At 39.0% G+C, this 25650-nt stretch carries 24 protein-coding genes; 20 read left to right on the top strand and 4 right to left on the bottom strand.

The annotated features are described in order from the left end of the window. The first annotated feature begins 771 nt into the window (after positions 1-771). From DPX34_RS00540 to DPX34_RS00515, 6 genes are all read left to right on the top strand, one after another. Complete coding sequence (locus tag DPX34_RS00540) at positions 772-1692, top strand: ABC transporter ATP-binding protein (RefSeq protein ID WP_111976456.1); 921 nt, start codon at positions 772-774, stop codon at positions 1690-1692. 2 nt (positions 1693-1694) lie between these two features. Beyond that, positions 1695-2429: an ABC transporter permease subunit gene (locus DPX34_RS00535; protein WP_111976455.1), complete on the top strand. Its 735-nt coding sequence runs from the start codon at positions 1695-1697 to the stop codon at positions 2427-2429. A gap of 10 nt (positions 2430-2439) precedes the next feature. Beyond that, entirely contained in the window at positions 2440-4278 is a 1839-nt protein-coding gene (locus tag DPX34_RS00530; RefSeq protein ID WP_111976454.1) for a GldG family protein, read from the top strand. Positions 4279-4293: 15 nt separating this feature from the next. Beyond that, entirely contained in the window at positions 4294-5328 is a 1035-nt protein-coding gene (locus DPX34_RS00525) for a DUF4340 domain-containing protein (RefSeq protein ID WP_111976453.1), read from the top strand. A gap of 143 nt (positions 5329-5471) precedes the next feature. Then, a complete protein-coding gene (locus DPX34_RS00520) occupies positions 5472-5759 on the top strand; it encodes a Dabb family protein (RefSeq protein WP_111976452.1) in 288 nt (95 codons plus the stop codon). Between the two features lie 110 nt (positions 5760-5869). Then, positions 5870-6724: a PA4780 family RIO1-like protein kinase gene (locus DPX34_RS00515; protein WP_111976451.1), complete on the top strand. Its 855-nt coding sequence runs from the start codon at positions 5870-5872 to the stop codon at positions 6722-6724. A 451-nt stretch (positions 6725-7175) separates the two neighbouring features. Here DPX34_RS00515 and DPX34_RS00510 read toward each other — a convergent pair whose 3' ends face one another. Beyond that, a complete protein-coding gene (locus DPX34_RS00510; protein ID WP_111976450.1) occupies positions 7176-7553 on the bottom strand; it encodes a hypothetical protein in 378 nt (125 codons plus the stop codon). Between the two features lie 251 nt (positions 7554-7804). Continuing rightward, positions 7805-9097: a TolC family outer membrane protein gene (locus tag DPX34_RS00505; RefSeq protein ID WP_111976449.1), complete on the bottom strand. Its 1293-nt coding sequence runs from the start codon at positions 9095-9097 to the stop codon at positions 7805-7807. A 168-nt stretch (positions 9098-9265) separates the two neighbouring features. Between DPX34_RS00505 and nudF the strand changes: the two genes are divergently transcribed. The 6 genes from nudF to DPX34_RS00475 all read left to right on the top strand — a co-directional run bounded on the left by nudF (position 9266) and on the right by DPX34_RS00475 (position 14672). Further along, the gene (gene nudF / locus DPX34_RS00500) at positions 9266-9895 is read left to right on the top strand and encodes an ADP-ribose diphosphatase (RefSeq protein ID WP_111976448.1); all 630 of its coding nucleotides are present in this window, start codon (positions 9266-9268) and stop codon (positions 9893-9895) included. Between the two features lie 25 nt (positions 9896-9920). Further along, the gene (locus DPX34_RS00495; RefSeq protein ID WP_232824615.1) at positions 9921-10346 is read left to right on the top strand and encodes a DUF1249 domain-containing protein; all 426 of its coding nucleotides are present in this window, start codon (positions 9921-9923) and stop codon (positions 10344-10346) included. A 2-nt stretch (positions 10347-10348) separates the two neighbouring features. Next, positions 10349-11089 (top strand): metallophosphoesterase family protein, encoded by a 741-nt coding sequence (locus DPX34_RS00490; RefSeq protein ID WP_157964576.1) that lies wholly within the window; start codon positions 10349-10351, stop codon positions 11087-11089. Further along, on the top strand, positions 11086-11676 hold the full coding sequence (locus tag DPX34_RS00485) for a YqiA/YcfP family alpha/beta fold hydrolase (protein WP_111976446.1): 591 nt from the start codon (positions 11086-11088) through the stop codon (positions 11674-11676). Before DPX34_RS00490 ends, DPX34_RS00485 begins: the two co-directional genes overlap by 4 nt. A 159-nt stretch (positions 11677-11835) precedes the next feature. Then, positions 11836-13728 carry a DNA topoisomerase IV subunit B gene (gene parE, locus DPX34_RS00480; RefSeq protein ID WP_111976445.1) on the top strand — a complete coding sequence of 631 codons (1893 nt, stop codon included), beginning with the start codon at positions 11836-11838 and terminating at the stop codon, positions 13726-13728. Between the two features lie 191 nt (positions 13729-13919). Beyond that, positions 13920-14672: a hydratase gene (locus DPX34_RS00475; protein WP_111976444.1), complete on the top strand. Its 753-nt coding sequence runs from the start codon at positions 13920-13922 to the stop codon at positions 14670-14672. A gap of 269 nt (positions 14673-14941) precedes the next feature. Here DPX34_RS00475 and rne read toward each other — a convergent pair whose 3' ends face one another. After that, positions 14942-18049 carry a ribonuclease E gene (gene rne, locus DPX34_RS00470; protein ID WP_111976443.1) on the bottom strand — a complete coding sequence of 1036 codons (3108 nt, stop codon included), beginning with the start codon at positions 18047-18049 and terminating at the stop codon, positions 14942-14944. 659 nt (positions 18050-18708) lie between these two features. Between rne and rluC the strand changes: the two genes are divergently transcribed. Together rluC and DPX34_RS00460 are read left to right on the top strand one after the other, a co-directional pair. Continuing rightward, entirely contained in the window at positions 18709-19665 is a 957-nt protein-coding gene (gene rluC, locus DPX34_RS00465; protein WP_111976442.1) for a 23S rRNA pseudouridine(955/2504/2580) synthase RluC, read from the top strand. Further along, a complete protein-coding gene (locus tag DPX34_RS00460; protein ID WP_111976441.1) occupies positions 19658-20308 on the top strand; it encodes an HAD-IA family hydrolase in 651 nt (216 codons plus the stop codon). The genes rluC and DPX34_RS00460 overlap by 8 nt, the downstream gene beginning before the upstream one ends. Positions 20309-20410: 102 nt before the next feature. Here the strand turns inward: DPX34_RS00460 and DPX34_RS00455 are convergent, their stop codons facing one another. After that, entirely contained in the window at positions 20411-21004 is a 594-nt protein-coding gene (locus DPX34_RS00455; RefSeq protein ID WP_111976440.1) for a Maf family protein, read from the bottom strand. Positions 21005-21103: 99 nt separating this feature from the next. Between DPX34_RS00455 and DPX34_RS00450 the strand changes: the two genes are divergently transcribed. From DPX34_RS00450 to fabG, 6 genes are read left to right on the top strand one after another with little or no spacing between them, the layout of a single operon-like run. Continuing rightward, positions 21104-21613, top strand: coding sequence for a YceD family protein (locus tag DPX34_RS00450; RefSeq protein WP_198673590.1), 510 nt, complete (start codon positions 21104-21106; stop codon positions 21611-21613). Positions 21614-21628: 15 nt separating this feature from the next. After that, complete coding sequence (rpmF, locus tag DPX34_RS00445; protein WP_111976438.1) at positions 21629-21799, top strand: 50S ribosomal protein L32; 171 nt, start codon at positions 21629-21631, stop codon at positions 21797-21799. A 12-nt stretch (positions 21800-21811) separates the two neighbouring features. Continuing rightward, positions 21812-22840, top strand: a complete 1029-nt coding sequence (gene plsX, locus DPX34_RS00440; RefSeq protein ID WP_111976437.1) for a phosphate acyltransferase PlsX — start codon at positions 21812-21814, stop codon at positions 22838-22840. Between the two features lie 7 nt (positions 22841-22847). Next, positions 22848-23807, top strand: coding sequence for a beta-ketoacyl-ACP synthase III (locus DPX34_RS00435; RefSeq protein WP_111976436.1), 960 nt, complete (start codon positions 22848-22850; stop codon positions 23805-23807). A 51-nt stretch (positions 23808-23858) separates the two neighbouring features. Further along, positions 23859-24794, top strand: a complete 936-nt coding sequence (gene fabD, locus DPX34_RS00430; RefSeq protein ID WP_111976435.1) for an ACP S-malonyltransferase — start codon at positions 23859-23861, stop codon at positions 24792-24794. A 5-nt stretch (positions 24795-24799) separates the two neighbouring features. After that, entirely contained in the window at positions 24800-25540 is a 741-nt protein-coding gene (fabG, locus tag DPX34_RS00425) for a 3-oxoacyl-ACP reductase FabG (RefSeq protein ID WP_111976434.1), read from the top strand. Positions 25541-25650 lie beyond the last annotated feature (110 nt).

Genomic DNA, 25650 nt, shown 5'->3' with positions numbered 1-25650 from the left:
CTTTGCTGGATAAAAACTCGATAGCTGCGTTTAAAAATATAGTCAAAGCGATCGGGTTTTAGGGGAAGCCGTCAAGCTTCGAGACGCCATGAGCATATGCTCTACTATGTGATTGGGGCGAGTAAGCGCTGACAATGAACCCTAAAACCTGAGCGAGAAGACTATAACGACTTAGATAAATTTTTTCTAGGTTCTCACTCTTTTTTTAGATTAAGCTTGAGCACGTATTTAACCATGATTGGTATTCGTTTTATTTGTATACCCCTGCCTGTATTTTTCTTAAATCGCGCATTTAATTCGCATTTTTCTCTGTTGTATAATTTTCTTTTTTTACACTTGAAAATAAAAAAAAGCATCCCAATTATTGAATCAGAACCGCAATAAGCTGTTATTAATTGCTTTTGTTCTATATCAATGACTCTTTAATGTGTGGTCTGTATTAGCACTCACTATGTTATTGCTCACTCTATTGTTAAGGCTTTATGTTCAATAACTTGGATATATAAGTGAAAGCAAAGCATTAAAAGTTTGACGTTCTTATGTTATTTACGCCTTTAAGGTTAAGACAATGTCGGATAATTGATATTTGTGGTTAAATGCCAAGCGTTAGCTCAAGTCACTTAATCAAGGTTCTGGTTTAACTTTATTTATCATAAATGAATAAAGTTAAATTCATAAATTTTGCTAGGGGTGTTTATTAAGCATTTATGTAAATGTTAATAAAGACCGTTCGTTTAATGGGTAATTCAGTCAAATAAGTACAACAAAACTATGATCCAGATAAACAATTTAACTAAACACTTTGGCGATTATGTCGCTGTCGATAATTTATCAATGAGCCTTAAACCGGGTGATATACTCGGCTTTTTAGGGCCTAATGGTGCCGGTAAGTCTACAACGATGAAGATGATCACGGGTTTTTTACAGCCCAGTGCCGGAACTGTTGAAATTGATGGTTTAAATATTGAAGACCAGCCATTGGCCATTAAACAAAGTATTGGTTACTTACCTGAAGGTGCCCCCGCTTATGGTGATATGACGGTGGCGCAATTTCTCGACTTTATTGCGGATGTAAGAGGTTTACAAGGTAATAAAAAAACTGAACGTTTACGTCGTGTTATTAACAGCGTTGAGCTTAAATCTGTACTACATAAGAGCATAGATAACTTATCAAAAGGTTTTAAACGCCGTGTTGGCTTAGCGCAAGCTATTATTCATGATCCAAAAGTATTAATTTTGGATGAACCCACCGATGGCCTTGATCCCAATCAAAAACACCAAGTTCGGCGTTTAATACAAAATTTATCGAGCGATAAAATCGTGATTATCTCAACTCATATTTTAGAAGAGGTGACTGCTGTTTGTAATCGCGCGATGATCATTGCCGGTGGAAAAAAATTATTTGAAGGTTCACCACAAACGTTACAAGCTAAATCGCAATTCCATAATGCGATCACAATACATTTTGCCGAGCCGGTTGATCTTGCGCCACTGCGGGCTGAGTCGTCGGTTGCCGATATCAAACAAAATGCTGAACTGACACAAATTACGGTTATTCCTCAAGCGACGGCCAATACTTTATTCAGTACGATTTATGCGCTGGCGAAAACGCATGATTGGCCTGTGACCGCTTTATATGCCGAGCAAGGTCGTTTAGATGATGTGTTTAGAGAATTAACGGCAGGAGTATAAAAATGAATATGACTAAAATTTTATTTAAGCGCGAGTTTTCCAGCTTTTTTGCCACACCGGTTGCTTATGTTTTTATCGCGATATTTTTAATATTAAGTGGTGTATTTACCTTTTATTTTGGTAATTTGTACGAAAGAGGCCAAGCCGATTTGCAACCTTTCTTTAATTTTCATCCTTGGTTATATCTGTTTCTTGTACCCGCGATGGCCATGCGAACTTGGGCAGAAGAGCGTAAAAGTGGCACGATTGAATTATTAATGACATTACCCATAACACCTTTGCAAGCGATGTTAGGTAAATTTTTAGCGGCTTGGGCGGTGTTAGGTTTAGCTTTGTTACTGACTTTACCCTTATGGATCACGGTAAATTATTTAGGTGATCCAGATAACGGTATTATTTTTGCTGCTTATCTTGGCAGTTGGTTAATGGCGGGCAGCTTTTTAGCGGTTAGCGTGTGCATGTCGGCATTAACTAAATCTCAGGTGGTTGCTTTTATATTATCGGTTGTCGTTTGTTTTGTGTTTGTGTTGAGTGGTTCAACGATGGTGATATCCGCGTTTAAAGGGGTGGTACCTAGTGTGTTGCTTGATGCCATTGCGTCATTGTCATTTATTAGCCATTTTGATGCCTTAGTGAAAGGCGTTATCGCCTTACAAGACGTACTTTATTTTGTCATTGTAATGGCGGTTTGGTTAAAAGCCGGTCTGATCTTGATTGAACGTAAAAAAGCCGAATAAGGAGACAATCATGAAAAAAATTCAATCAACTATTGGTTTAAGTGCGTTAGCTATTCTGTTTTTTGGTTTAGTCATTATTAACAACACTTTATTTGATAAAGCGCGTTTAGACTTAACTGAAAATCAAATTTATTCAATTTCACCGGGTTCAAAAGCGATTATTGAAAAACTCGATGAGCCATTAAATTTATATTTTTTCTTTTCACAAGAAAACTCAGAAGGTTTAGCGCATATTCGTAATTATGCCGATCGCGTACAGAGTTTATTAGAAGAGTATGCGTTATACAGCGCCGGTAAAATTAAGCTTCATGTTATTGACCCTGAACCCTTTTCAGAAGCTGAAGATCGTGCTGCCGCCCTTAATTTAACGGCAGCACAAGTGGGAGCGAGTGGCCAAACTTTATACTTTGGCTTAAGTGCGAGCAATTCTCTTGATGATGAGCTGACGATTCCTTTCTTTGATTTATCAAAAGAAGAATTTTTGGAATACGATATCAGTCAATTAATTTATAAACTCAATGCGCCAGCAAAATTAAAAGTCGCTTTATTAGGCGATTTACCTTATGCGGGCGCTCCTAACCCTAATCCGATGATGCCAGGACCTGCTTCGCAACCTTGGGTTTTTTATGAGCAATTACAAGAAATGTATGATGTTACGTCGTTATCAACAACGGTGACCGAGTTGCCAACTGATATTGATGTATTAATGTTGGTGCACCCAAAAACCTTATCTGATGAACTGAAATTTGCGATTGATCAATATGTGATGCAAGGCAAAGCGTTAGTGGCTTTTGTTGACCCACATGCAGAAGTGTCTAGTCAATCAGCGATGGGAATGATGGGGGCCAATGCGAGTGACATTGATCACTTATTACAAGGTTGGGGTATTGATTATAGCAGCGATAAGATTGTATTGGATGCTGCCGTCGCGCTCGAAATTCGCTTTCCAACGGGTGGACAAGGTAAACACTTTGGTTATTTAGGTCTGGGTAGTCAAAATGTGGATAACCAAGATGTTATTGTATCGTCACTTGAATTGGTTAACGGCGCTTCTTTTGGTACTGTGAGCGCTAAAGAGGGCAGTGAGTATGAATTTACCCCGTTATTATATTCTTCTGAACATGCCAAACTTATAGCCGCTTCATCTTATGCCACCACTCAAGATCCGCAAATATTCCAACGCAGCTTTGCCGCGAGTGGAGACGTGTATACGTTAGCGGCTCGCATTGCGGGTAAGTTAACATCAGCTTATGCAGAGGGTGCGCCAGTGAGTGATACTGAAGTACTAAAACAAACTGAACAAGCTCGTGTTTTGGTTGTTACTGATTCTGATTTGCTTGCTGATAATTTTTGGGTGCAAAAGTCTGCATTTTTTGGCCAGACTATTTTAAACCCATTTGCTAACAACGGTGATTTTATTGCTAATGCTATCGAAAATCTGGGTGGCAGTTCTGATTTAATTAGTATTCGCGCTCGTGGAAAATTCTCTCGTCCATTTGATGTGGTCGCAGAGTTAAAAGTAGAAGCTGAAGCGGCTTTTCGCTTAAAACAAGAAGAGCTGCAAAAACGTTTAGACGAAACCGAATTACAACTACAACAGTTGCAAGGTGCAACGGGCGATAGTGAAAGTTTAGTCTTAAACAATGAGCAAAGTTTAGCGTTAGAGCAGTTTTTAAAACAAAAAGTCGAGATACGTAAAGAATTGCGAGATGTGCAACATCAACTTAATAAAGATATTGATGCACTTGGTTCGTGGCTTAAATTTTTAAATATTGGCTTAATTCCATTATTACTGACTTTATTATTGGCTTTTGTAAGCCGTCGTTTATTACGTAAAGAGATAATTTAAAGGTTAGCATTTATTATGAAAAAACAGATCCCATTAATTTTTTCAGGGTTAATCATTATCATTATTGCATTTATTTTGCAGCTGAATGATAAAGCGACAAATAAATTAACGAATAAACCGTTGATAGAGACATTTGATTTAGCCAGTTTAACAGCTCTTAAAATAAGTGATGTTTCAGGCACCGTGATTCAAGCTCAAAAAGCGTTAACGGACGAAGGCACTGTGCATTGGCAGCATAGCAACTTGGATAATTACCCGGTTAAAATTCAAGATTTAAGTCAATTTGTGCAAACATTAAAAGATGCGCGCATTATTGAAGCTAAAACTAAGGTTGCTGAGAAACACGGACAGTTAGGGTTAAATGCGCTTAATGATCAATCGAGTGTGGATAGTAAAGCTAACACGGGAACGCAATTAGCATTAACAAACGATACTCAAACGTTAACTTTATTACTTGGTCATACCGCAAAAAGCAGTGGCGGTCGATATGTTCGTTTTGCTAATAATGATCAAACGTGGCTTGTTGATAATGCATTAACAACACCTAGTAGTGCGACCCGTTGGATAGATAAAAAACTATTCACTGAATTTACCATGCTTGATATTCAGCAGATTAAAAAAAGTGGTGCTGACGGATTTAGTTTAACTAAAGCTGATCAATCAGCTGTTGGTTTTTCTTTAGCTGAATTGCCTAAAAATGCGGTTGCTAAACCGAGTGAAGAATTAGCCAGCCTTGCGAGTTCGCTAGCCGGTTTACGTATGAATGCGCCTACTGAGTTTAAAGCCGATTTTTGGCAAACGGATCTAGCAAACCAATTTCAAGTTAATTTATTTAATGGACTCAAATTTGAGATTAAATTAAAGCAAAATAATGATAAAAGCTGGTTGAGTGCAACCGCAAGAGGCACTGATGATGCTAGTGAATTAGCGGCTAATGATTTTAATAGTCGATTTGGTCAATGGCAGTATCAAATTGCTAACTATAGCTTTGATAGTTTAAATAAAAATATCAAAGATATGCTGGTGGATACCCAATCGTCGACTGAATAGTATATATTAGCATAACGAAACTCAAGTAACGCTAACCACGCATTCTGCAGTGAGTTGGATATTACATAAAAAAGGCGATGAATTAATCGCCTTTTTTATAACGATTTATTTTGATATTGATAAAGAGAGTAGGGAGCTTTCTCGTGATCAGACATACTGTTGCTTTTAAATTAAAGCATGCTGCAGGTTCTGCAGAAGAAGACGCTTTTTTAGCTAAAGCAAAAGAATTAGCGCTTATCCCCGGTGTTGAAAAATTTGAATGTTTAGTCCAAATAAGTACTAAAAATAATTTTGATTTTGGTTTGTCGATGGAATTTGCTAATCAAACGGCATACCAAACCTATAATGAAGCCCCATTACACCAAGCTTTTGTTAATGATTATTGGCTTGTTGACGTTATTGATTTTCTTGAAATTGATTATCAGTTGTAAGCGATTTTGAATTGTATAATGGATCGCAAAGTCAATTTCCTGTCTGTGCACAATAAAATAAAGTGCCAGTATATTTCTTCTTTAATCTTACTCCTGTATAACATCGCCTTATGAAAATACCTAAAAGAATACAACCACTCGTAGATGATGGTTTAATTGACGAAGTTTTGTCGCAACTCATGAGCGGTAAAGAAGCAAGCGTATTTATGGTGCGCTGTGGTCAAGAAATACAATGTGCTAAAGTTTATAAAGAAGCTAACAAACGCAGTTTTAAAAAAGCGGCACAGTATCAAGAAGGGCGTAAAAGTCGTAACAGCCGCCGTGCTCGGGCAATGGAAAAAGGCTCAAAATACGGTCGTGATCAGCAAGAAGAAGCTTGGCATAACGCCGAAGTTGATGCTTTATATACGTTAACGCGAGCGGGGGTGCGAGTACCACAACCTTATATTTGTGTGGATGGCGTATTATTGATGGAGCTTATAACGGATGATGATGGCGATGTAGCTCCGCGTTTAAATGATGTAACCATGGATGCAGAGCAAGCTAAAGAAGATCATGCCATTATGATGGTTTATGTCATGAGAATGCTGTGTGCAGGGATCGTGCATGGTGATTTATCAGAGTTTAACGTGCTTGTTGATGCCTATGGCCCGGTGATCATTGATTTACCGCAAGCGGTAGATGCTTCGGCTAATAACAATGCTAAAAGAATGCTCATACGTGATGTTGAAAACATTACGAATTATTACGCTCAGTTTTGCCCTGAATTAGCCCAAACGCAATATGCGCTTGAAATGTGGGATTTATACGAAAGCGGCGATTTAAAATCGGATACACAATTGACTGGTCAATTTGTTGATGACAGCGCAGCAGCCGATGTGGACTCTGTTCTTGAAGAGATCAAAGCGGCATTTGCTGAAAAAGAAGCTCGTGAAGCCTATCTTAAAATGCAAGATGAAGAGTAACTGGCGGTAAACTATCTAATCCAACGCTTTATCAGGCATTAATGCGCTAACCTTCAGCGCCTATTATCGTAAGTCAACTTCAATCGATTTATACAACATCGATGATAAGCGCTACATAAGCAAAGACGTTAGCGATTGAGTTTGTTGAATGAAAATATGACCGTATCTATTTTAGATATAGTCAAAGCGATCGGGTTTTAAGGGCAGGTTTCTCGTGCCAGACGAAACCGAAGTACTTACATCCCTGTAAGCAAAGCTGTCAAAGCTACCGCGTCCTGCTCTCGCCCCTTACCTGCATCCATGCAGGCAAGCTTCGAGACGCCATGAGCATATGCTCTACTATGTGATTGGGGCGAGTAAGCGCTGACAATAAACCATAAAACCTGAGCGAGAAGACTATATATAAACGGTAACATTGGCTACTGTTTTTATAGTGATAGCTTATTTAAAACTAAATAACGTCTTTCTTTTCTTCAGTTTTAACTAATTCTTTTGCTTTGTTAAGTAAGTCATTACTTACTTCTTTTGTCTTGTCAATTGCAGGCTCGCTACCTTCTTTGATATCTTGCCAAGTTTCTTTTGATTTTTCTTTACTTTTATCCCAAAGTTGACCACTTTTATCTTTAATGTCACCCATTAATTCTTTAGAGCCTTCAGTAATATCAGTGGTGACTTCTTCCGTTTCTTCATTAAAAATATTTAGCGATTCACTTACATAATTCTTTGTAAGTTGCCACCACGATTTTTCTTCTTCTGCATATGAGAAACTAGAGAAGGTGAGTAAAACAATACCAGAGATGAGGGTTGAGATTTTACTTGATTGTTGCATGTTTAACTCCAATAAATTACGTATAGACGTGTTTATTATTACTTAATTGAAGATTAGATACTAGCTGAGGTGGGTTGAATTAGATATTGTCTTGCTTATCTTAATTCTTATGTTGTATTAGTGTTTTAAATAAATGGTTGGTAATGAGGCCGGTAAACATCAAATCGTTAAGTTAAGGTGATAAACACGCCCTAGGGTATAGAAGCAAGTGAACCTGGCACTTGCTTCTGACTTAGGCATATAAATATGATTTAGCCTTGTGCTAAACCTCGGTTAACGTCTTTGATATCAATGGGCTGGAGTACGCCCGCCGATTTCTTTAAATTTAAAACCGATAATATGTAATTATAGCGAGCGTCCGCTAAATTACGTTTAGCTTCAAATAAACCCTTAGTGCTATTAAGCACATCAACAATCGTTCGTGTACCCACTTCAAAGCCGGCTTCTGTTGCTTTTAACGCGCTTTGAGTCGATATAACTGTTTGATTAAGGGCTTTTAAGCGTGAAACGGTGGCTTTCACTTCGTTAAATGAGTTGCGGACATCGCGTTGTGTGGTTCTAAACGTATACTCTAAGCGTTGTGAGGCCGCAACATAAGCTTCACGGGCTTGTTCTGTCAGTGCTGATGTTCTGCCACCTGAAAAAATAGGTACTGAAACTGATACGCCCCAATTAACACCGGTGCCACTGATATCGCCATTAACCGTTTCTAAACTAGACCAACCGTATCCGGCGTTGAAATCGGCTGTCGGTAAGTGATCGGCATGACTAATATCAATTTTTTTATGCGCAATATCTTTAGCTATTTTTTGAGCTAACAACGTTTTACTGCCATTTTGTGCTAATTTGACCCATTCTTCTGGTTTATTAGGGCTTAATTCATTTGTGCTAAATTGCTCTGTGTTGAGCCCATTCAGATTGTTTATATAGTGGCCAGTCAGGGCTCGAAGGTTTTCTAAAGCAAATTCGACTTCATTATTCGCTGTAATTTCTCGCGCGATCACGCTATCAAATTGTGCTTGAGCTTCGTGTACATCCGTGATTGCGGTTAAACCAACGCTAAAACGCTGTTTAGTTTGCTCTAATTGACGGGCAAATGCTTTTTTCTCGGCGATAACAAATTCGACGTTGTCTTTGGCTTTTAAGATAGATAAGTAGGCTTCGACGGTTCTAAGAATTAAAGATTGTTCTACATCTTGATAATTAAGTTCAGCTTGTTTTATTGATTTTTCAGTTAGAGATAAGTTAAGCCAGCTATCGTGATGATATAATTGCTGTGTAAGACTGATGCCTGCCGATGATGTTTGGCTATAGTCGCTATCGCTATCATTGTAAGCAATACTGCCTTGCAGTTGAGGTAGTAAGCTTGAGCGCGAAATATCGAGGGATTTTAAAGTAGATAAATAATTGGCTTTAGCTTCTTGTATGATAGGATCGTTTTTTTCAGCGAGTTGATATACATCGATTAAATTTTCGGCTTGGCTTGGCATGGCCAGTAAGCTAACTAGCGCTGCTGGAACACTCCATGAAAGTGTTTTGTTCATATTTTTCTATCCTGAAATGAATATGTTATATCGCTTGTTCGAGCAGTGAGTCTAGATCACCAAGCGGTTTATTTAAAGCGGAGTTTATATAAAGTTTAATCGCTTGGCACTGAAATAGGTTAAATCAACAAATATTTTCTATCAACGTCAGAATATTAAGGTTTTTGTATGCAAGATTCTGCTAATAGTCTTTTCAGTTTTACAGAAGACGATGTCGTTATTGAACAAAAAGAAAGATTGTACGATGGCTTTTTTAATATCAACAAAGTGACATTTAAGCACAAGTTATTTGCCGGCGGCTGGTCTGGCAGTGTTGAGCGTGAATTATTTGAAAGAGGCGATGCCGTTGTTGTATTGCCTTATGATGTAGAGCGTGATCAAATTGTCTTGCTTGAACAAATTCGAATTGGGTGCATTGCAAATAGCCAACAACCTTGGATGCTTGAGCTCGTTGGCGGCATGATTGAACCAGGAGAAGAAGTTGAAGCTGTAGCACACCGTGAAACGGAAGAAGAGTCCGGTTTAAGTTTAAAAAACTTAACGCCAATGGTTAATTATTTATCGAGTGCGGGTGGCACGTCTGAGCGTATTTTTACGTATGTTGGTCAAGTTGATGCCAGTAAAGCCGGACATATTTGTGGCTTAGATTATGAAGATGAAGATATAAAGGTACATGTCGTTTCTCGTGAACAAGCACTACACTATATGAATACTGGCCAAATCGAAAATGCAGCAACGATTATTTCATTACAATGGCTTGAACTTAATTTAGCTAAGATCAGAGAAGCGTGGTTATAAATTGATTGCCTTTAGCAATAGATATGTGCCTAGTTTGATACAATTATCAGCTTTGCATGAGCAAAACTATCAAATGTTAGATCAACTTGTGCAAAATTGGCATGAAGCCCTATCGACCGTGCAGTTTGAAACGAGTCAGCAGTTGGTCTATCAAATCAAGATTATAGAATGTGCTAAATACACTAATTTAATAGAGATGCGCCAGCTATCAGCCAGTTTACCTGCTTTGTTACAGCCTTTATTGCAAATAAGGGTGTATCACGATGCTAAACTTGCCGAAGTTGTTAAAAATAAGAATATTGGCCGCATACAGCCTAGTTATGATTACCCCAATAAACGCATGCTGCAAAAAGACGAAAAAACACAAAATAATGTTTTTTTAAATGATTGGCTTAAATTTAGTTTAAAACATGGGATGGCGGTGCCTTTGCCATTAAATATACGAAGCTAAACGTGACTCAATATTCTATCGCTCAGCTATCTGATCTTCATTTATTATCCGACCCTAAAGCGTGTTATGAAGGGGCAAACCCATTCGTTAATTTAACTACCGCGCTTGATTATCTTTTTCTGCGCCAGCATCAGTATCACGCTATTTTGATTACAGGCGATCTTGTACAAGAGATTACGCCTGAGACATACACCTTATTAAACAAGGTAATTGCGGACTATGATTGGCAGCTTCCTTTCATCTGTATCGCTGGTAACCACGATGACAAGGTGTTAATGCAAACGTATTTAACGGCCCCTGTTTTTAGTTGGCAATGGCCGTTTTTACTGGGTGACTGGGCTTTAGTACATGTTGATTCTACTATACCGATGCAAGCAAAAGGGTTAATTGATAATCAAAAGATTAAACAATTACCGAATCTTTCGTCTTTATTTACTTTAGTTGTTTTGCATCATCATTTACAGCCTTGTCATAGCTTTATGGACAAGTATATAGCTGAATATGATGATGAATTTATGAACTGGTTATCGGCTTTACCGAATAAAAAATCAATTGTGCATGGTCATATCCATTCTAGTCGACATTATCGTTTTATGGATGTTGATGTATACGCATGCCCTGCCACTAGCATTGAATATTTACATGATCGTCCTGCATTTGAAATCGGCCGTTTAACACCTGGCTTAAATGAATTAGTTCTACAAAGTAATGGCGACTTACTCGTTAATACGGTTTGGTTATGAAAAATAAAATTCTTTATCTACATGGTTTTTTAAGTTCGCCTAATTCAGTTAAAGCGCAACAAACGAAAGCCTATCTCACTCAGCATTACCCTGAACTCGGCATCGTTATGCCACAACTACCCAATGATCCGGCAGTGGTTAAAAAAGAACTCACCGATATATTGGTTGAGCACAAAAATGAATTAATCGGGGTTGTGGGGAGTTCTTTAGGGGGGTACTTTGCAGCTTGGTGTAGTTATCAATTAAATTTACCTGCGGTATTAATTAATCCGGCTGCCTATCCCTATATTTTATTAGAAGATTACTTTGGTGAACATGTGCACCCCTATACACAAGAAACCTTTGTCGTGACGCCAGATTTTAATAATGAACTTAAGTCATTTGAAGTGCCTTTAGTACCTGTTTTACCTTTATGGGTACTAGTGCAAACGGCAGATGAGACATTAAATTATCAAGATGCTGTTAATAAATATAAAGGTTGCCGTTTCACCATAGAAGAAGGTGGAGATCATGCATTTCAGCAATATGAACGATTTTTACCTGATATCGTCGAGTATTTTACGCGAAGGCTTGATAAAATATCTTAATTAGCGTTTTATTAGCTGTTGATAAATGGCAAAGAAAAAACCAACATGCCATTAGTTGTTACGCTTAGCGTTAGCCTGAATATTGTTTTGATAATTTAAGTATTATCTTGCTACTGGCAGGCAAAGTTCGTTACCGAAAGTTGAAAAAGAAATAAAAATATGACAACGCAAAATTATAATGCAGAAGCAATAGAAGTTTTAAATGGATTAGAGCCGGTTCGCCGTCGTCCAGGTATGTACACAGACACCATGAGGCCTAATCACCTGGGTCAAGAAGTTATTGATAACTCTGTTGATGAAGCAATGGCTGGTCATGCTACAAGCATTAAAGTTATTTTAAACACCGATCAATCACTTGAAGTTATTGATGATGGTCGAGGCATGCCAATTGATATTCATCCTGAGGAAGGTATACCAGGCATTGAATTGATTTTTACCAAATTACATGCGGGCGGTAAGTTCTCGAATGACAACTACCAATTTTCCGGTGGTTTACATGGGGTCGGTATTTCGGTGGTAAATGCGCTTTCCACTCGCGTTCAAGTAACCGTTAGGCGTGATGGCCAAGTGCATGAAATGGCCTTTGAAAATGGTGATAAAGTGACTGATTTATCGGTTACTGGTACTTGTGGTAAACGTAACACAGGAACAAGTGTGCATTTTTGGCCTGATGCGAGTTACTTTGACACGGCTAAATTCTCTGTTTCTCGCTTGATTCATAATTTAAAAGCCAAAGCCGTTTTGTGTCCTGGTTTAACTATCGAATTTATAGATAAAGTTGGTAGTAAAACCTACAAATGGTTTTATGAAGATGGTTTAACCGATTATTTAATTGAATCAATAAAAGATTATATCTCATTACCTGAATATCCTTTTGTGGGTAAATTTAGTAGCTCGACAGAAGGTGCTGATTGGGCCGTTGCATGGTTACCTGAAGGTGGTGAAGGCTTAGCTGAAAGTTATGTTAACTTGATCCCTACGGCTCAAGGCGGCACACATGTAAATGGTTTACGCCAAGGCTTACTTGATGCAGTTCGTGAGTTTTGTGAATTTAGAAACCTAATACCTCGAGGTGTTAAGTTAACGCCAGATGATATTTGGGATCGTTGTGCTTATATTTTGTCTGTTAAAATGCAAGACCCTCAGTTCGCGGGACAAACCAAAGAGCGTTTATCATCTCGACAATGCTCTGCTTTTGTCTCGGGTGTAGTCAAAGACGCTTTCAGTTTATGGTTGAATGAACATACCGACGTGGCTGAACAACTTGTTGAAAATTTTATCAGCAATGCACAACGACGTATGCGGGCGGCTAAAAAAGTCGTCCGTAAAAAAATCACGTCGGGTCCGGCTTTACCCGGTAAATTAACCGATTGTACTTCTCAAGATCCTGCATTGGGTGAATTATTTCTGGTTGAAGGTGATTCTGCTGGCGGCTCTGCAAAGCAAGCCCGAGATCGTGAATTTCAGGCGGTTATGCCTTTACGAGGTAAAATTTTAAATACCTGGGAAGTTGAATCTGGACAAATTTTATCTTCACAAGAAATACATGACATATCCGTTGCATTAGGTATTGACCCTGATTCAGCTGACTTATCTTCACTCCGCTATGGCAAAATTTGTATCTTAGCCGATGCTGACTCGGATGGATTACATATCGCTACATTATTATGTGCGTTATTTATGCGTCATTTTAAAACGCTAGTTGAGCAAGGTCATGTGTTTGTTGCCATGCCGCCACTTTATCGTATTGATGTGGGTAAAGAGGTCTATTACGCGTTAGACGAAAGTGAAAAACAAGGTATTTTAGATCGCATTGAAGCAGAGAAAAAGCGCGGTAAAGTTAATGTTCAACGCTTTAAAGGTTTAGGTGAGATGAATCCATTACAATTGCGTGAAACGACAATGGACCCTAATACGCGTCGCTTAATTCAGCTTACGATTGATGAACAAGAAGCGACTAATGAATTAATGGACATGTTATTAGCTAAAAAGCGTTCAGGTGATCGTAAAACTTGGCTTGAATCAAAAGGTGATCAAGTCGATTTAAGCTAATTTTTCGGTAGACACGTTTTGCTATGATTGTTATTTATGATTAACTCACTTTAAAATCATCTTACTTCACTATGATAAAGAATAACAGTGAAGTGAGATGCATAAGAACAGACTTCTGTTTACCCCTTAACCTAATTTTGAGCGTATATTTTGCTGATCATTAGGTTGATTAACTCCATGGAACCATAATTATGTATGCACAAATTGTTGCTGATTTATTAGCGCGTCGTAAAAGTAATATCAAAGGCCAGCGTTTAAACGAAGAGGCTAGACCAAAGTCATTAGATGAAGCTTTTGCTATTCAACAAGCGGTGGCTAAAACTCGCTCTGACTCAATCTCGGGTTGGAAATGTTTATTGCCACTCGATGTTGATAAGCAAATTGCAGCGCCGATATTTTCAGATACGGTTGAAACGGGTGCTGAGTGTTATTTATACCCTCAAGGTGGAAAAGCCCGAGTTGAACCTGAGATTGCATTTGTTTTAGGACGTGATTTACCGGCTTCAGAGACGGGATATTCTGAACAAGAAATAGATGATGCTGTTGCATCATGCCATATGGCTTTAGAATTAATGCAACATCGATTCGAAGATGCTTGTGAGGCAACTTTTTTTGAAAAATTAGCAGATTGTATGGTTAATCAAGGGCTATTTATTGGCCCTGAAATTGACAAAGCTGCCGCTTATAAAGCCACATCGATCTATGTTAGTTTTACACAAAATGGAAATACACAATCATTCGATGGTGTCCATCCTAATGAATTACCTTTTAAACCATTACATTGGTTGATTAACACGATGACTAAAAAAGGTGTTGATTTTAAAGTGGGTCAAGCCATGATCACGGGATCATATGCGGGTATTGTCGATGCTGATTTTGATGAGTGTTGCACCATTAAATACACGGGTTTAGGTGAATATACCGTAACCTTTAAATCGCGTTAAGTTAGACGATAAGACCGCATTTAAAAACCGATATTTAATGTCAATCGCTTATTAACCGTATTGATATAACTATCGGTTTTTTTGTGCCTGAATTCTATAAAGTCAAAGTTACTTGAGTATATCTTTTGTTGGTCGCTTAGTGGGTTTTTAACCGTAATTTGGCTGGGGCTTTTAAAGTGTTTGTGCGGTACGTTTATTTTTAAAGCTAGGTGGTCATATTAAAAAAGGGAAGATGCTCGCATCTTCCCTTTTTACTATGCCATTAATTTTTATATAGCACGGGTCATTGCTGATTCACTATGACTGGTTGCTGATACACTGCCTGCTGCTTTACCTGATACCGCAATATGCTGACGTTGCTCACTAGGTGCTGCAATCACATTAAGCTCTCGGCTTAAATCTAACGCTTCAGGTATTGTTTTCACCATAGGTGAAGATGCATGTCCTTTAAACGCCTTTAGAGCATTGGTTGTAACCTTCGCAGGTTTTGCTTTAGTTTCAGCAGTTGGAGCTACGTCTGCTTCAACAACTGTTTCAGTTTCAGCTACTGGCTCAGCTGGTGCTGTTTCCACTGCCGGTGCTTCAACCACTGTTTCAGTTTTAGCTTCAGCTACTGGCTCAGCTGGTGCTGTTTCCACTGCCGGTGTTTCAACAACGGTTTCTGCTTGAGCTTCTTCTACTGGCTCAGCTGGCGCTGTCTCCACTGCCGGTGTTTCAACAACGGTTTCTGCTTGAGCTTCTTCTACTGGCTCAGCTGGTGCTGTCTCCACTGCCGGTGCTTCAACAATGGTTTCTGCTTTAGCTTCCGTTAATGGCTCAGCTGGTGCTGTCTCCACAGCCGGTGCTTCAACAACCGCTTCAGCTTTAACCTCAGCTACTGTCTCAGCAGGCGCTTCAACAACTGTTTCAGCTTTAGCTTCCGTTACTGACTCTACAGGCGCAGTCTCAGCTGGTGCTGTCTCAACAGTAGCGGCTGCAACAGGCTCTTCTACTACTGGTTTAGCCGGCGCTGAATCTGCATTTTGAAGTTCTGGTTCGGTTTTAAATGAAGGTTCTTCATGCGTTTTCAAACCATTATTAGCATTATCTGCTGTATCATCTTGACGTTTATTACGTTTTTGCCCTGATGTTCTTAAATGACGAGGTGTACGACGACTACGACCTTCGCGTTTCGGTTCATCTCGTTTTGCTTCATCATTATTTGTTGTTGCCGTATCGGTTGTATTAACAACTTCATTGGCTTGTGCATTTAACTTAGCATCGGTTTCTGGCTGCGTTTTTGTTACTTGCACTGCCGACTTCGCTTCAACTTTTGATTCCGTTGGTGTATTCGTCGTTTTAGATTCAGCATTCTTATCTTGCACGCGCACTTTCTTACGTTGTGTTCGGCGTTTTCTTCTTTCTTCTACTTTTGCTTCCGTAACCGGCGGTTTTTCTTTTTTCGCTACGGGTTTATGATTTTCTTTTGCCGTATTCTTTTGTTCTTTAACATCGTTATCGTTTTCGTAAGGTTTACGGTTACGATTATTACGGTTGTTACGTCTATTTTGGTTACGCTTGTTATTTGAAGAGCCGTTACGGTTATTACGGTTTTGATTATTACGTTTAACCGGCGGTTCTTCTTTGACTTCTTCTGTCGCAAATAATGCTTTGAACCAAGTTGATAACTTATCAAGTAACGAAGGTGTTGCCACCGGCTTGGCAGGGACAGCTTGTTTTGCAACGGCTGGTTTTTTGCTAGGCGCAGCTGTTGGAGCCGGAGCCGCTACAGGAGAAGAAAAGCCTTTTAAAGCGGGTTCTTCTTTATTAATCGCGCTGGCTGGCGTATCAACAAATTGTTTTATACTCACGTCCATTTCAAGATCTGGTGCTTTAACTAATGAATAACTTAATTCATCGGTTACATCATCTTTCTTTAAACGTACCATTTCATAATGAGGTGAATCTAAATGTGGGTTTGGTAACACCAAAACGCGCACATTATGACTTTTCTCTATAAAACGAACGGCACCACGTTTCTCATTGAATAAATAGGTGGCTACATCAACTGGCACTGTCGCTTTAACTTGAACTGTGTGCTCTTTTATTGCTTCTTCTTCTAATAAACGAAGTATTGAAAGCGCTAAAGAGTCAGTTGAACGGATTGTACCGGTACCTGAACAACGAGGACACATCTTATTAGCGTTATCGCCTAACGAAGGACGCAAGCGTTGACGTGACATTTCAAGTAAGCCGAAACGTGAAATGCGACCGAGTTGAATACGTGCTCTATCTTGACGAGTTGCATCACGTAAACGATTTTCCACTTCACGTTGATTGCGGGTCGGTGTCATATCAATAAAATCAATAACAACTAAACCACCTAAATCACGTAAACGTAATTGACGGGCTATTTCATCGGCTGCTTCAAGGTTGGTATTTAGCGCTGTTTCTTCAATATCCCCACCTTTAGTTGCTTTAGATGAGTTGATATCGATAGAGGTTAATGCTTCAGTAGGGTCGATAACAATTGAACCACCCGATGGCAATCTGACTTCGCGTTGGAACGCTGATTCAATTTGGCTTTCAATTTGGTAATGAGTAAATAGAGGTACTTCACCGGTATAACGTTTAACACGGTTTACATAATCAGGTCTAACTAAAGAAATGTGCTCTTTTGCTTCTTCATAGATTTTTTTACTGTCTATTAAGATTTCACCTACATCACGACGAAGATAATCACGGATTGCACGAACAATAACATTACTTTCTTGATGAATTAAAAATGGAGCAGGGCGTTCATCAGCGGCTTGCTGTATAGCTTGCCAATGACGTTGCAGTACATTTAAATCCCATTCAAGTTCTTCATAAGATTTGCCAACACCGGCTGTACGCACGATTAAACCCATACCTTTAGGTAAGGTTAACTTGTTTAGTGATTCTTTTAGTTCCGTTCTTTCATCGCCTTCAATGCGACGTGAAATACCACCTGCACGTGGGTTATTCGGCATAAGAACTAAATAACTACCGGCTAAACTGATAAAAGTTGTAAGTGCTGCGCCTTTTTGACCTCGCTCTTCTTTATCAATCTGTACAATGACTTCTAAACCTTCCTTAACAACGTCTTTGATGTTAGGACGACCGGAGAAAGTGTAACCACTTGGAAAGTAGTTGCGGGCTATTTCTTTTAACGGGAGAAAACCATGTCTTTCAGCGCCGTAATCTACAAATGCGGCTTCTAGGCTGGGTTCAACTCGAGTTATTTTTCCTTTGTAGATACTGGCTTTTTTTTGTTCATGTCCAGACGTTTCAATGTCTAAATCATATAATTTTTGGCCGTCTACTAGGGCAACGCGTAACTCTTCTTCTTGCGTTGCATTAATTAGCATGCGTTTCATGGCTGTTTTACCTTGATACCGCTAATCGTGGACAAATACAAATTATCTTTCCATGTCGTTCTCACGAGCGTCATGTATTTTTACATTCGAATAACTAAACGGCATGATACGGCGAAGCTAGCATTAACTTTAATGCTAGCCAAATACTTTTGCTAGGGCCTTATGATAGGACACTCTAGCTCGCTTGTTTTCATGTTGTTTTCATTATTTTTAAATTTTAATACGCTTCAACTAATGTAATCAGTGTGATCGCTAACGGGCGGCACTGCCTTTACAAGAGCGTAAGTTCTTTTAAAACTTAAATTTAAGGGATAACGTTATCCATTAAATGTAGATCGGGATAGTTTATATTTCCGCGATTAGCGAAACTTTAATTTAAACCACTCCTTACAGGATTTTCACGTTTTAGTTAGTAACGAAAAAGTACACGCTCCGACTGAACTAAAAATGCGTTAAGACACACAAGTCACCTACTAAAAACTATCACTGCTTATGTGTATGCTGCGCGTAAACCTCTTATGTAAGCAAGGGGTAATTACTATGTCTTTTCAACAATTGGAAAATAATACTGGCATTGCTTAATGCCATAAAGGAAAATATAGCAAATACTCGCCATAAGCGGCAATTGAAAAACTCAATTAAATGAAGAAATATGACAAATGAACCTAAATGACCTGAAGTCAGTAAGCTTTGTGACCCTAGATGAAGAAATTTGCGGTCAAAGAATAGACAATTGGCTCAAGCGTCATTTAAAAGGCGTGCCAACTTCTCTTATATATAGGATCGTTCGCAAGGGCGAAATCCGTGTAAATAAAAAAAGAGTTAAGCCAGAATATAAATTACAGCCGGGAGATATTGTTCGTTTACCACCGATTAAAATTGATGAAACTGCGGACAAGCCAAAACAAGTTGGGCAGCGAATTTTAGATGTTGTTGAAAAAAGCATTTTGTACGAAGATGAAGTTTTGATGGTTATTAATAAACCATCTGGTTTAGCTGTTCACGGTGGCTCAGGTTTAAACTTTGGCTTGATAGAGGCTGTGCGAAAATTACGACCGGTACTTAAAGATTTAGAGTTAGTTCATCGTTTAGATCGTGATACATCGGGTTGTATCATTATTGCGAAAAAACGTTCGGCTTTAAAATCTCTGCATGAGCAATTAAGAAAGAAAACCGTTGATAAGCGCTATTGGGCGTTAGTTGAAGGACGCTGGTCAGATAAATTAAGAGTGGTAGAAAAACCACTTTATAAAAATCAGTTATCTTCTGGTGAACGTTTAGTTAAAGTTGATGCTAAATTAGGTAAGCCAAGTATGACGCGTTTTAGGGTTTTACAACGGTTTAATAATGCCACCTTAGTTGAAGCGTCGCCAATTACCGGAAGAACGCATCAAATCAGAGTCCATACACTTGCAAGTGGTCACCCAATAGCTTGTGACGATAAATATGGAAGCAAAGATTTTGATCAATCAATTAAAAATACGGGAATAAAACGTTTATTCCTGCATGCTGCGAGCGTCAGTTTTATTCACCCCAGGACAGAAGAGAAGTTTAAAATTGAAGCGCCTTTGGAGGCGAAGTTAAAGACTGGGTTGGAGAAGTTAAAAAATGCTTAAGTATAAAGTTATCATTTTTGATTGGGATGGTACATTAATGGATTCGATCGGTAAAATAGTGCATTGCATGCAAGAAACAGCAACAAAGATGCAATTTACCGTCCCCAGTTACGATAAAGCAAAAAGTATCATTGGTCTGTCACTCGAAAAAGCGATTGCGACGTTATTTCCAGAAGAGTCAGATGATAACAGAAGTGCATTTTCTTTAGCTTATAGTGATGTATTTAAAAATACGACTTTTAGTGCGCCATTATTTGATGATGCCTTGCCCTTACTTAATGATTTAATTGAAAAGCAAGCGTTGCTAGCCGTGGCTACAGGAAAGCGCCGTGCGGGGTTAACCCGTATATTTGAGAATACGCAAACAGAACATTATTTTAAAGCAAGCCGGTGTGCTGATGAATGTGCTTCTAAGCCAGATCCGCAAATGTTGCTAGAAATAGTACAAGAGCTGGGTGTGAACATGGAAGAGTGTGTATTTATTGGTGATACGGTACACGATTTGGCAATGGCTGAAGCGTGTAATATGGATCATATCGGTATTACACATGGCGCAGGTCACGCAGAAGATTTAATTAAGCATAACCCTGTTGCAATGGTTGATTCATTAACTGAGCTAAATCACTTTTTAAATATCAAATAATAACTTAATCAGTGTATGACCTATATCTACCCAGTCACGATACCCAATTCATTTGGGTATAAAAGCTAATTAGTAGCTTAAAGTGACTTGGGCATACTGTGTTTAGTAATCGAGTAACGGGTTAATACCAAAGTTTTTCATTATTTTGGTGACTTCAATTAACGGTAAACCCATCAACGTATTTGGATCGTCACCTCTAAGTGATTCAAATAATGTAATACCTAATGCTTCGCTTTTAAAACTACCAGCACAGTTATAAGGTTTTTCTTTATTAAGGTAAGCCGATATCTCTTCAGGCATTAATTGCCTAAAAGTAACATCAAAAGGTACCACGCAGGTTTTTATTTTATCTTCATCTAACCATTGCATACTTAAACCGGTTAAAAACCTTACGGTTTTACCACTAAGCTGCGAAAGTTGTTTTACTGCATTATCATAATCTCCCGGTTTACCTAAAATAGTGTTGTCGATGACGGCGACTTGATCTGAACCGATAACTAATGACCCTGGATTTTTTATCGCGATAGCTTGCGCTTTTGCTTCGGCAAGGCGATATACCAAATCATGTGCATTTTCATTAGCTAATGCCGTTTCATCTACATAAGGTTTTGCGGTGTTAAAAGGGATGGTTAATTTTTCCAGTATTTGTTTTCTATAAGGTGAAGTCGAAGCTAGAATAATATCGGGTGTCGTCATTAGAAATACCTATTTGATTAATTGCTGCTATTTTCGTTAATTTTGTTTGACTAAACAACCCCAGATCTATACTATTCGCGCGCTATGCAGAATGTAAAAATGCCAATTGATATCGAACCGGGGAAAAGTGCGCAAAAGCGCTCTGATTATTCTGGTGTGTATCGATTGGAAGATTTAAAAAGACTAAAAGAAACGGTTAACGACTCCACTGGGATCGTGACGGTTACTTTATCCTGTAAACAAGATGAGCAAGGCTTAACGGTCTTACTTGTTGATGCGCAGACGGATGTTCGTTTACCTTGTGAACGTTGTGGAAGTGAATTTGAACTGCATTTGAAGACTTCAGGTATTTTTACGCCTGAGTCTAAGAAAGTAGATGAAGATATAATTCCTTCTACATATGAAATTGTTGCCACTGATGAATATGGCTTCGTTGCATTAAGAGATTTGGTTGAAGATGAGCTTTTGCTCGCTATTCCTATTTTTCCTAAGCACGATGAAAACGATTGTTTAATTTCGCAAGGTGAAATGAGTTGGGGCGATATTGGCGAAGATGAGCCATCCAAACCAAACCCGTTTGATGTTTTAAAAAAGTTAAAATCTCAATAGATTAGGAGTGGGCCAATGGCTGTTCAAAAAAGTAAAAAATCTCGTTCAAGACGTGGTATGCGTCGTTCACATGATGCCTTAACTAGCACAACTTTATCAGTTGATAGCACATCAGGTGAAACTCATATTCGTCATCACATCACTGCTGATGGCTTCTACAAAGGCAAAAAAGTAATCTCTGTATAAGAGATTCATGCTTTGGTAGATCTAACGATTGCGTTAGATGCAATGGGAGGAGATAACGGTCCTCCCATTACAATCCCTGCGGCTCTCGAAGTCCTTTCTGCTTTTCCTCGCATAAAATTTATTATATTTGGCGATAAATACCAAATAGAACCTTTAATAGACTCCCCTGCTAAATCGATCGCTGAACGTATTCAAATTGTTCATTGCAGTCAAACGATTACTATGGGTGAAAAACCTTCTCAAGCGCTAAGAAATAAACCTGAATCTTCAATGCGAAAAGCGCTTGAAGCGGTTGAATCGGGTGACGCTCAAGCTTGTGTGACCGCAGGTAATACAGGTGCATTAATAACGATTGCTTATTATGTGCTAAAAATGATCCCTGGTATTAGTCGACCCGCTTTAGTCACGGCCATGCCTTCAATTGAAGGGCATAAAACATATTTGTTAGATTTAGGCGCGAATGTAGATGTTGATGAAACCATTTTGCATCAGTTTGCTTTAATGGGCAGTGTGTTAGCAGAAACCAAAGGAACAGCCTCTTCTCGCAAACCGCGAGTTGCTTTATTAAATGTTGGCGAAGAAGAGATTAAAGGTTCAAATAAAATCAAACGGGCCGCTAAGTTAATTGCCAATGATGATGAGATTAATTACATCGGATATGTTGAAGGCAATGATATTTTTACGGACCGTGCTGATGTTGTTGTATGTGATGGTTATGTTGGTAATGTGTCATTAAAAGCGTGTGAAGGTATTGCAAAGTTTGTTATTCAAAGTATAAAAGAAGCGCTTGGTAAAAGCTGGATCAGTAAGATTTTAGCCATTCTAGCTTTGCCTGCTCTTAAAAAGATGTACAAAAAGGTCAACCCCGACCAGTACAATGGAGCAAGTTTGTTAGGATTGCGGGGTATTGTTATTAAAAGCCATGGTAATGCGACCAAAGATGGATTTCGATACGCGATTATTGAAGCGATTAATGAGATTGAACATAAGGTACCAGAGTCAATTGGTAACCGAATTACAGCGTTAAACGATAGGTCTTAAAATTTGTATGTATTCTAGAATTGTTGGAACAGGTAGTTATTTCCCTTCGCAAGTTCGTTCAAATGCGGATCTTGAAAAAATGGTTGAAACAAGCCACGAGTGGATTATAGAGCGCACTGGTATATGTGAACGTCGGATTGCCGGTCCGGATGAAAATGTAGCCACAATGGGGTTTGAAGCAACTAAAAAAGCATTAGAAGCTGCAAATATAAAAGCAGAAGATCTCGATATGATCATTTGCGCCACAACCAGTTGGGAAAAAGCGTTTCCTAGTGCTGCTTGTGAAATTCAAAATATGTTGGGTGTAACCAATATTCCTGCCTTTGATGTTGCGGCTGCCTGCTCAGGTTTTTGTTATGCAATCGGTATCGCTGATAAATTTATTAAAACGGGGGCTAATAAACGTATCCTAGTTATTGGCACCGATGCGCTTACTCGATTAATTGACCCAACCGATCGTTCTACTGTTATCTTATTTGGTGATGCAGCAGGCGCTTGTATTATTGAAGCAAGTGAAGAGCCCGGTATATTATCTACGCATATTCATGCTGACGGTCGCTATGGTGAATTGTTAGGCGCAGATATGCCTCTACGGGGTGATGAAGAGTCAGTTCATACTTCTTGGGGTTACATGAAAGGTAACGAAGTCTTTAAAGTGGCAGTGACTAAGTTAAGCGAGATCTGTGAGCAAACTTTAAAAGCCAACCAACTCGAAAAAGAAGATATAGATTGGTTAGTGCCACACCAAGCTAATTTACGCATTATTAAAGCAACAGCTAAAAAATTAAATATGACCATGGAGCGCGTGATAGTGACGTTACCAAAACATGGTAATACATCTGCCGCCTCGGTGATTACAGCCTTAGACGAAGGTATACGCGACGGTCGTATACAAAGAGGGCAAACGGTATTAATTGAAGCATTTGGTGCTGGTTTTGCTTGGGCTTCTGCCTTATTAAAATATTAATTATTACTTTAAGCCCTTTTTAGGGCTTTATTTTTATTAAAAGTGAAAAATATGTCTGAACAAAAAATTGCTTATGTATTTCCTGGTCAAGGTTCGCAAACCATTGGAATGCTAAATGATCTTTATCAAGAGTTTCCTATCGTTAAAGAAACATTTGCTAAGGCAAGTGCTGCTTTAGGTTATGATCTTTGGGATATTATTGCGAATGGTACTGATGAAAAACTCGGTGAAACGCATATAACCCAACCCGCCTTACTTGCTGCTAGTATGGCTATTTTAGCGGTGATGCGAGAGAAAGGTTTACCTGAACCTGCTTATATTGCTGGCCATAGCTTAGGTGAATATTCTGCTTTGGTTGCTGCAGGCGTTATCGCTTTTGAAGATGCAATTAAATTAGTTGAAGCGCGTGGTCAATTTATGCAAGCGGCTGTTCCCGCCGGTGTTGGCGGCATGTTTGCCATTATTGGCCTTGATGATGAAGCAGTTAAGCAAGCGTGTATAGAAAGCGCAGGCGATGAGGTTGTCTCTGCCGTTAATTTTAATTCACCAGGGCAGGTTGTGATTGCCGGTCATAAAGCAGCGGTAGAACGAGCAGGCGCAGCTTGTAAAGCTGCGGGTGCTAAAAGAGCATTGCCTTTACCTGTTAGCGTGCCTTCGCATTGTGCATTAATGAAACCCGCGGCTGACTCTTTAGCTAATTCATTAAACGATATTTCAGTATCGGCACCTAACTTAGCTTTAATTAATAATGTAGACGTAGCGATAGAAGAAAGCGCTGAAGCGATTAAAGATGCATTAGTTCGTCAGTTATATTGCCCGGTACGCTGGACTGAGACGGTTCAAAAGTTAGCCTCTTTAGGGGTTACACGATTAGTAGAAGTTGGCCCTGGTAAAGTATTAACGGGTTTAACTAAACGAATCGATAAATCATTGACGGCGGCGCCAGTTAATGACCTTAATTCATTAAATTCATTTATTAGCGAGTAACAAGTATGTTTTCAAATTTAGAAGGGCAAACGGCTCTAGTCACTGGCGCTAGCCGAGGTATTGGTAAAGAGATCGCTCTTAAATTAGTTGCTGCCGGCGCTAAAGTAGTCGGTACGGCTACAAGCGAAAATGGGGCTGCAGCGATTAGCGATTATTTAGGTGATAATGGTAAAGGTCTAGTTTTAAACGTAACCGATACTGATAGCATAACGGCTACATTTAAAGAAATTAAAGAGACGTTTGGCGATGTTGATATCCTTATTAACAATGCCGGTATCACTCGTGATAACTTGATGATGCGCATGAAAGAAGAAGATTGGGATGCCATTATTGATACCAATTTAACGTCTATTTTCCGTATTTCAAAAACCGCTTTGCGTCCAATGATGAAAAAACGTCATGGTCGTATTATTAATATTGGGTCAGTTGTTGGATCTACAGGTAACCCTGGTCAAGCTAACTACTGTGCTGCTAAAGCAGGCGTCATTGGTTTTTCTAAAGCCTTAGCGAAAGAAGTTGCTTCTCGTGGTATTACGGTTAATACCGTTGCTCCTGGTTTCATTGATACCGATATGACTAAATCTTTAAACGATGAGCAAAAAGCAGGCATCTTTGCTAACATCCCAGCTGCCCGTTTAGGTCAACCAGAAGAGATCGCATCAACTGTTTTATTTTTAGCATCTAAAGAAGCCGCTTATATTACAGGTGAGACTATCCACGTAAATGGTGGTATGCACATGGCATAATTGCTTGATTATTAATCAAGTGATAGTTTTTAGCGCCTAAATCGGCTACTTAAAGCTTGAAATGCGATTTATACAAGTTATTATGTGCGTAATTATTGCGTTATACAGGT

It is taken from the genome of Algibacillus agarilyticus, from assembly GCF_003286125.1.
Classification (GTDB): Bacteria; Pseudomonadota; Gammaproteobacteria; order Enterobacterales; family Alteromonadaceae; genus Algibacillus; species Algibacillus agarilyticus.
The sequence above is the reverse complement of the archived record's forward strand: the minus strand, read 5'-3'. Positions and strand labels throughout refer to the sequence as shown.

Coding starts and splice junctions, on each gene's coding strand:
- DPX34_RS00540 (WP_111976456.1), top strand. CDS start 772: ATGATCCAGATAAACAATTTAACTAAACACTTTGGCGATTATGTCGCT.
- DPX34_RS00535 (WP_111976455.1), top strand. CDS start 1,695: ATGAATATGACTAAAATTTTATTTAAGCGCGAGTTTTCCAGCTTTTTT.
- DPX34_RS00530 (WP_111976454.1), top strand. CDS start 2,440: ATGAAAAAAATTCAATCAACTATTGGTTTAAGTGCGTTAGCTATTCTG.
- DPX34_RS00525 (WP_111976453.1), top strand. CDS start 4,294: ATGAAAAAACAGATCCCATTAATTTTTTCAGGGTTAATCATTATCATT.
- DPX34_RS00515 (WP_111976451.1), top strand. CDS start 5,870: ATGAAAATACCTAAAAGAATACAACCACTCGTAGATGATGGTTTAATT.
- DPX34_RS00510 (WP_111976450.1), bottom strand. CDS start 7,553: ATGCAACAATCAAGTAAAATCTCAACCCTCATCTCTGGTATTGTTTTA.
- DPX34_RS00505 (WP_111976449.1), bottom strand. CDS start 9,097: ATGAACAAAACACTTTCATGGAGTGTTCCAGCAGCGCTAGTTAGCTTA.
- nudF (WP_111976448.1), top strand. CDS start 9,266: ATGCAAGATTCTGCTAATAGTCTTTTCAGTTTTACAGAAGACGATGTC.
- DPX34_RS00485 (WP_111976446.1), top strand. CDS start 11,086: ATGAAAAATAAAATTCTTTATCTACATGGTTTTTTAAGTTCGCCTAAT.
- parE (WP_111976445.1), top strand. CDS start 11,836: ATGACAACGCAAAATTATAATGCAGAAGCAATAGAAGTTTTAAATGGA.
- DPX34_RS00475 (WP_111976444.1), top strand. CDS start 13,920: ATGTATGCACAAATTGTTGCTGATTTATTAGCGCGTCGTAAAAGTAAT.
- rne (WP_111976443.1), bottom strand. CDS start 18,049: ATGAAACGCATGCTAATTAATGCAACGCAAGAAGAAGAGTTACGCGTT.
- rluC (WP_111976442.1), top strand. CDS start 18,709: ATGAACCTAAATGACCTGAAGTCAGTAAGCTTTGTGACCCTAGATGAA.
- DPX34_RS00460 (WP_111976441.1), top strand. CDS start 19,658: ATGCTTAAGTATAAAGTTATCATTTTTGATTGGGATGGTACATTAATG.
- DPX34_RS00455 (WP_111976440.1), bottom strand. CDS start 21,004: ATGACGACACCCGATATTATTCTAGCTTCGACTTCACCTTATAGAAAA.
- DPX34_RS00450 (WP_198673590.1), top strand. CDS start 21,104: ATGCCAATTGATATCGAACCGGGGAAAAGTGCGCAAAAGCGCTCTGAT.
- rpmF (WP_111976438.1), top strand. CDS start 21,629: ATGGCTGTTCAAAAAAGTAAAAAATCTCGTTCAAGACGTGGTATGCGT.
- DPX34_RS00435 (WP_111976436.1), top strand. CDS start 22,848: ATGTATTCTAGAATTGTTGGAACAGGTAGTTATTTCCCTTCGCAAGTT.
- fabD (WP_111976435.1), top strand. CDS start 23,859: ATGTCTGAACAAAAAATTGCTTATGTATTTCCTGGTCAAGGTTCGCAA.
- fabG (WP_111976434.1), top strand. CDS start 24,800: ATGTTTTCAAATTTAGAAGGGCAAACGGCTCTAGTCACTGGCGCTAGC.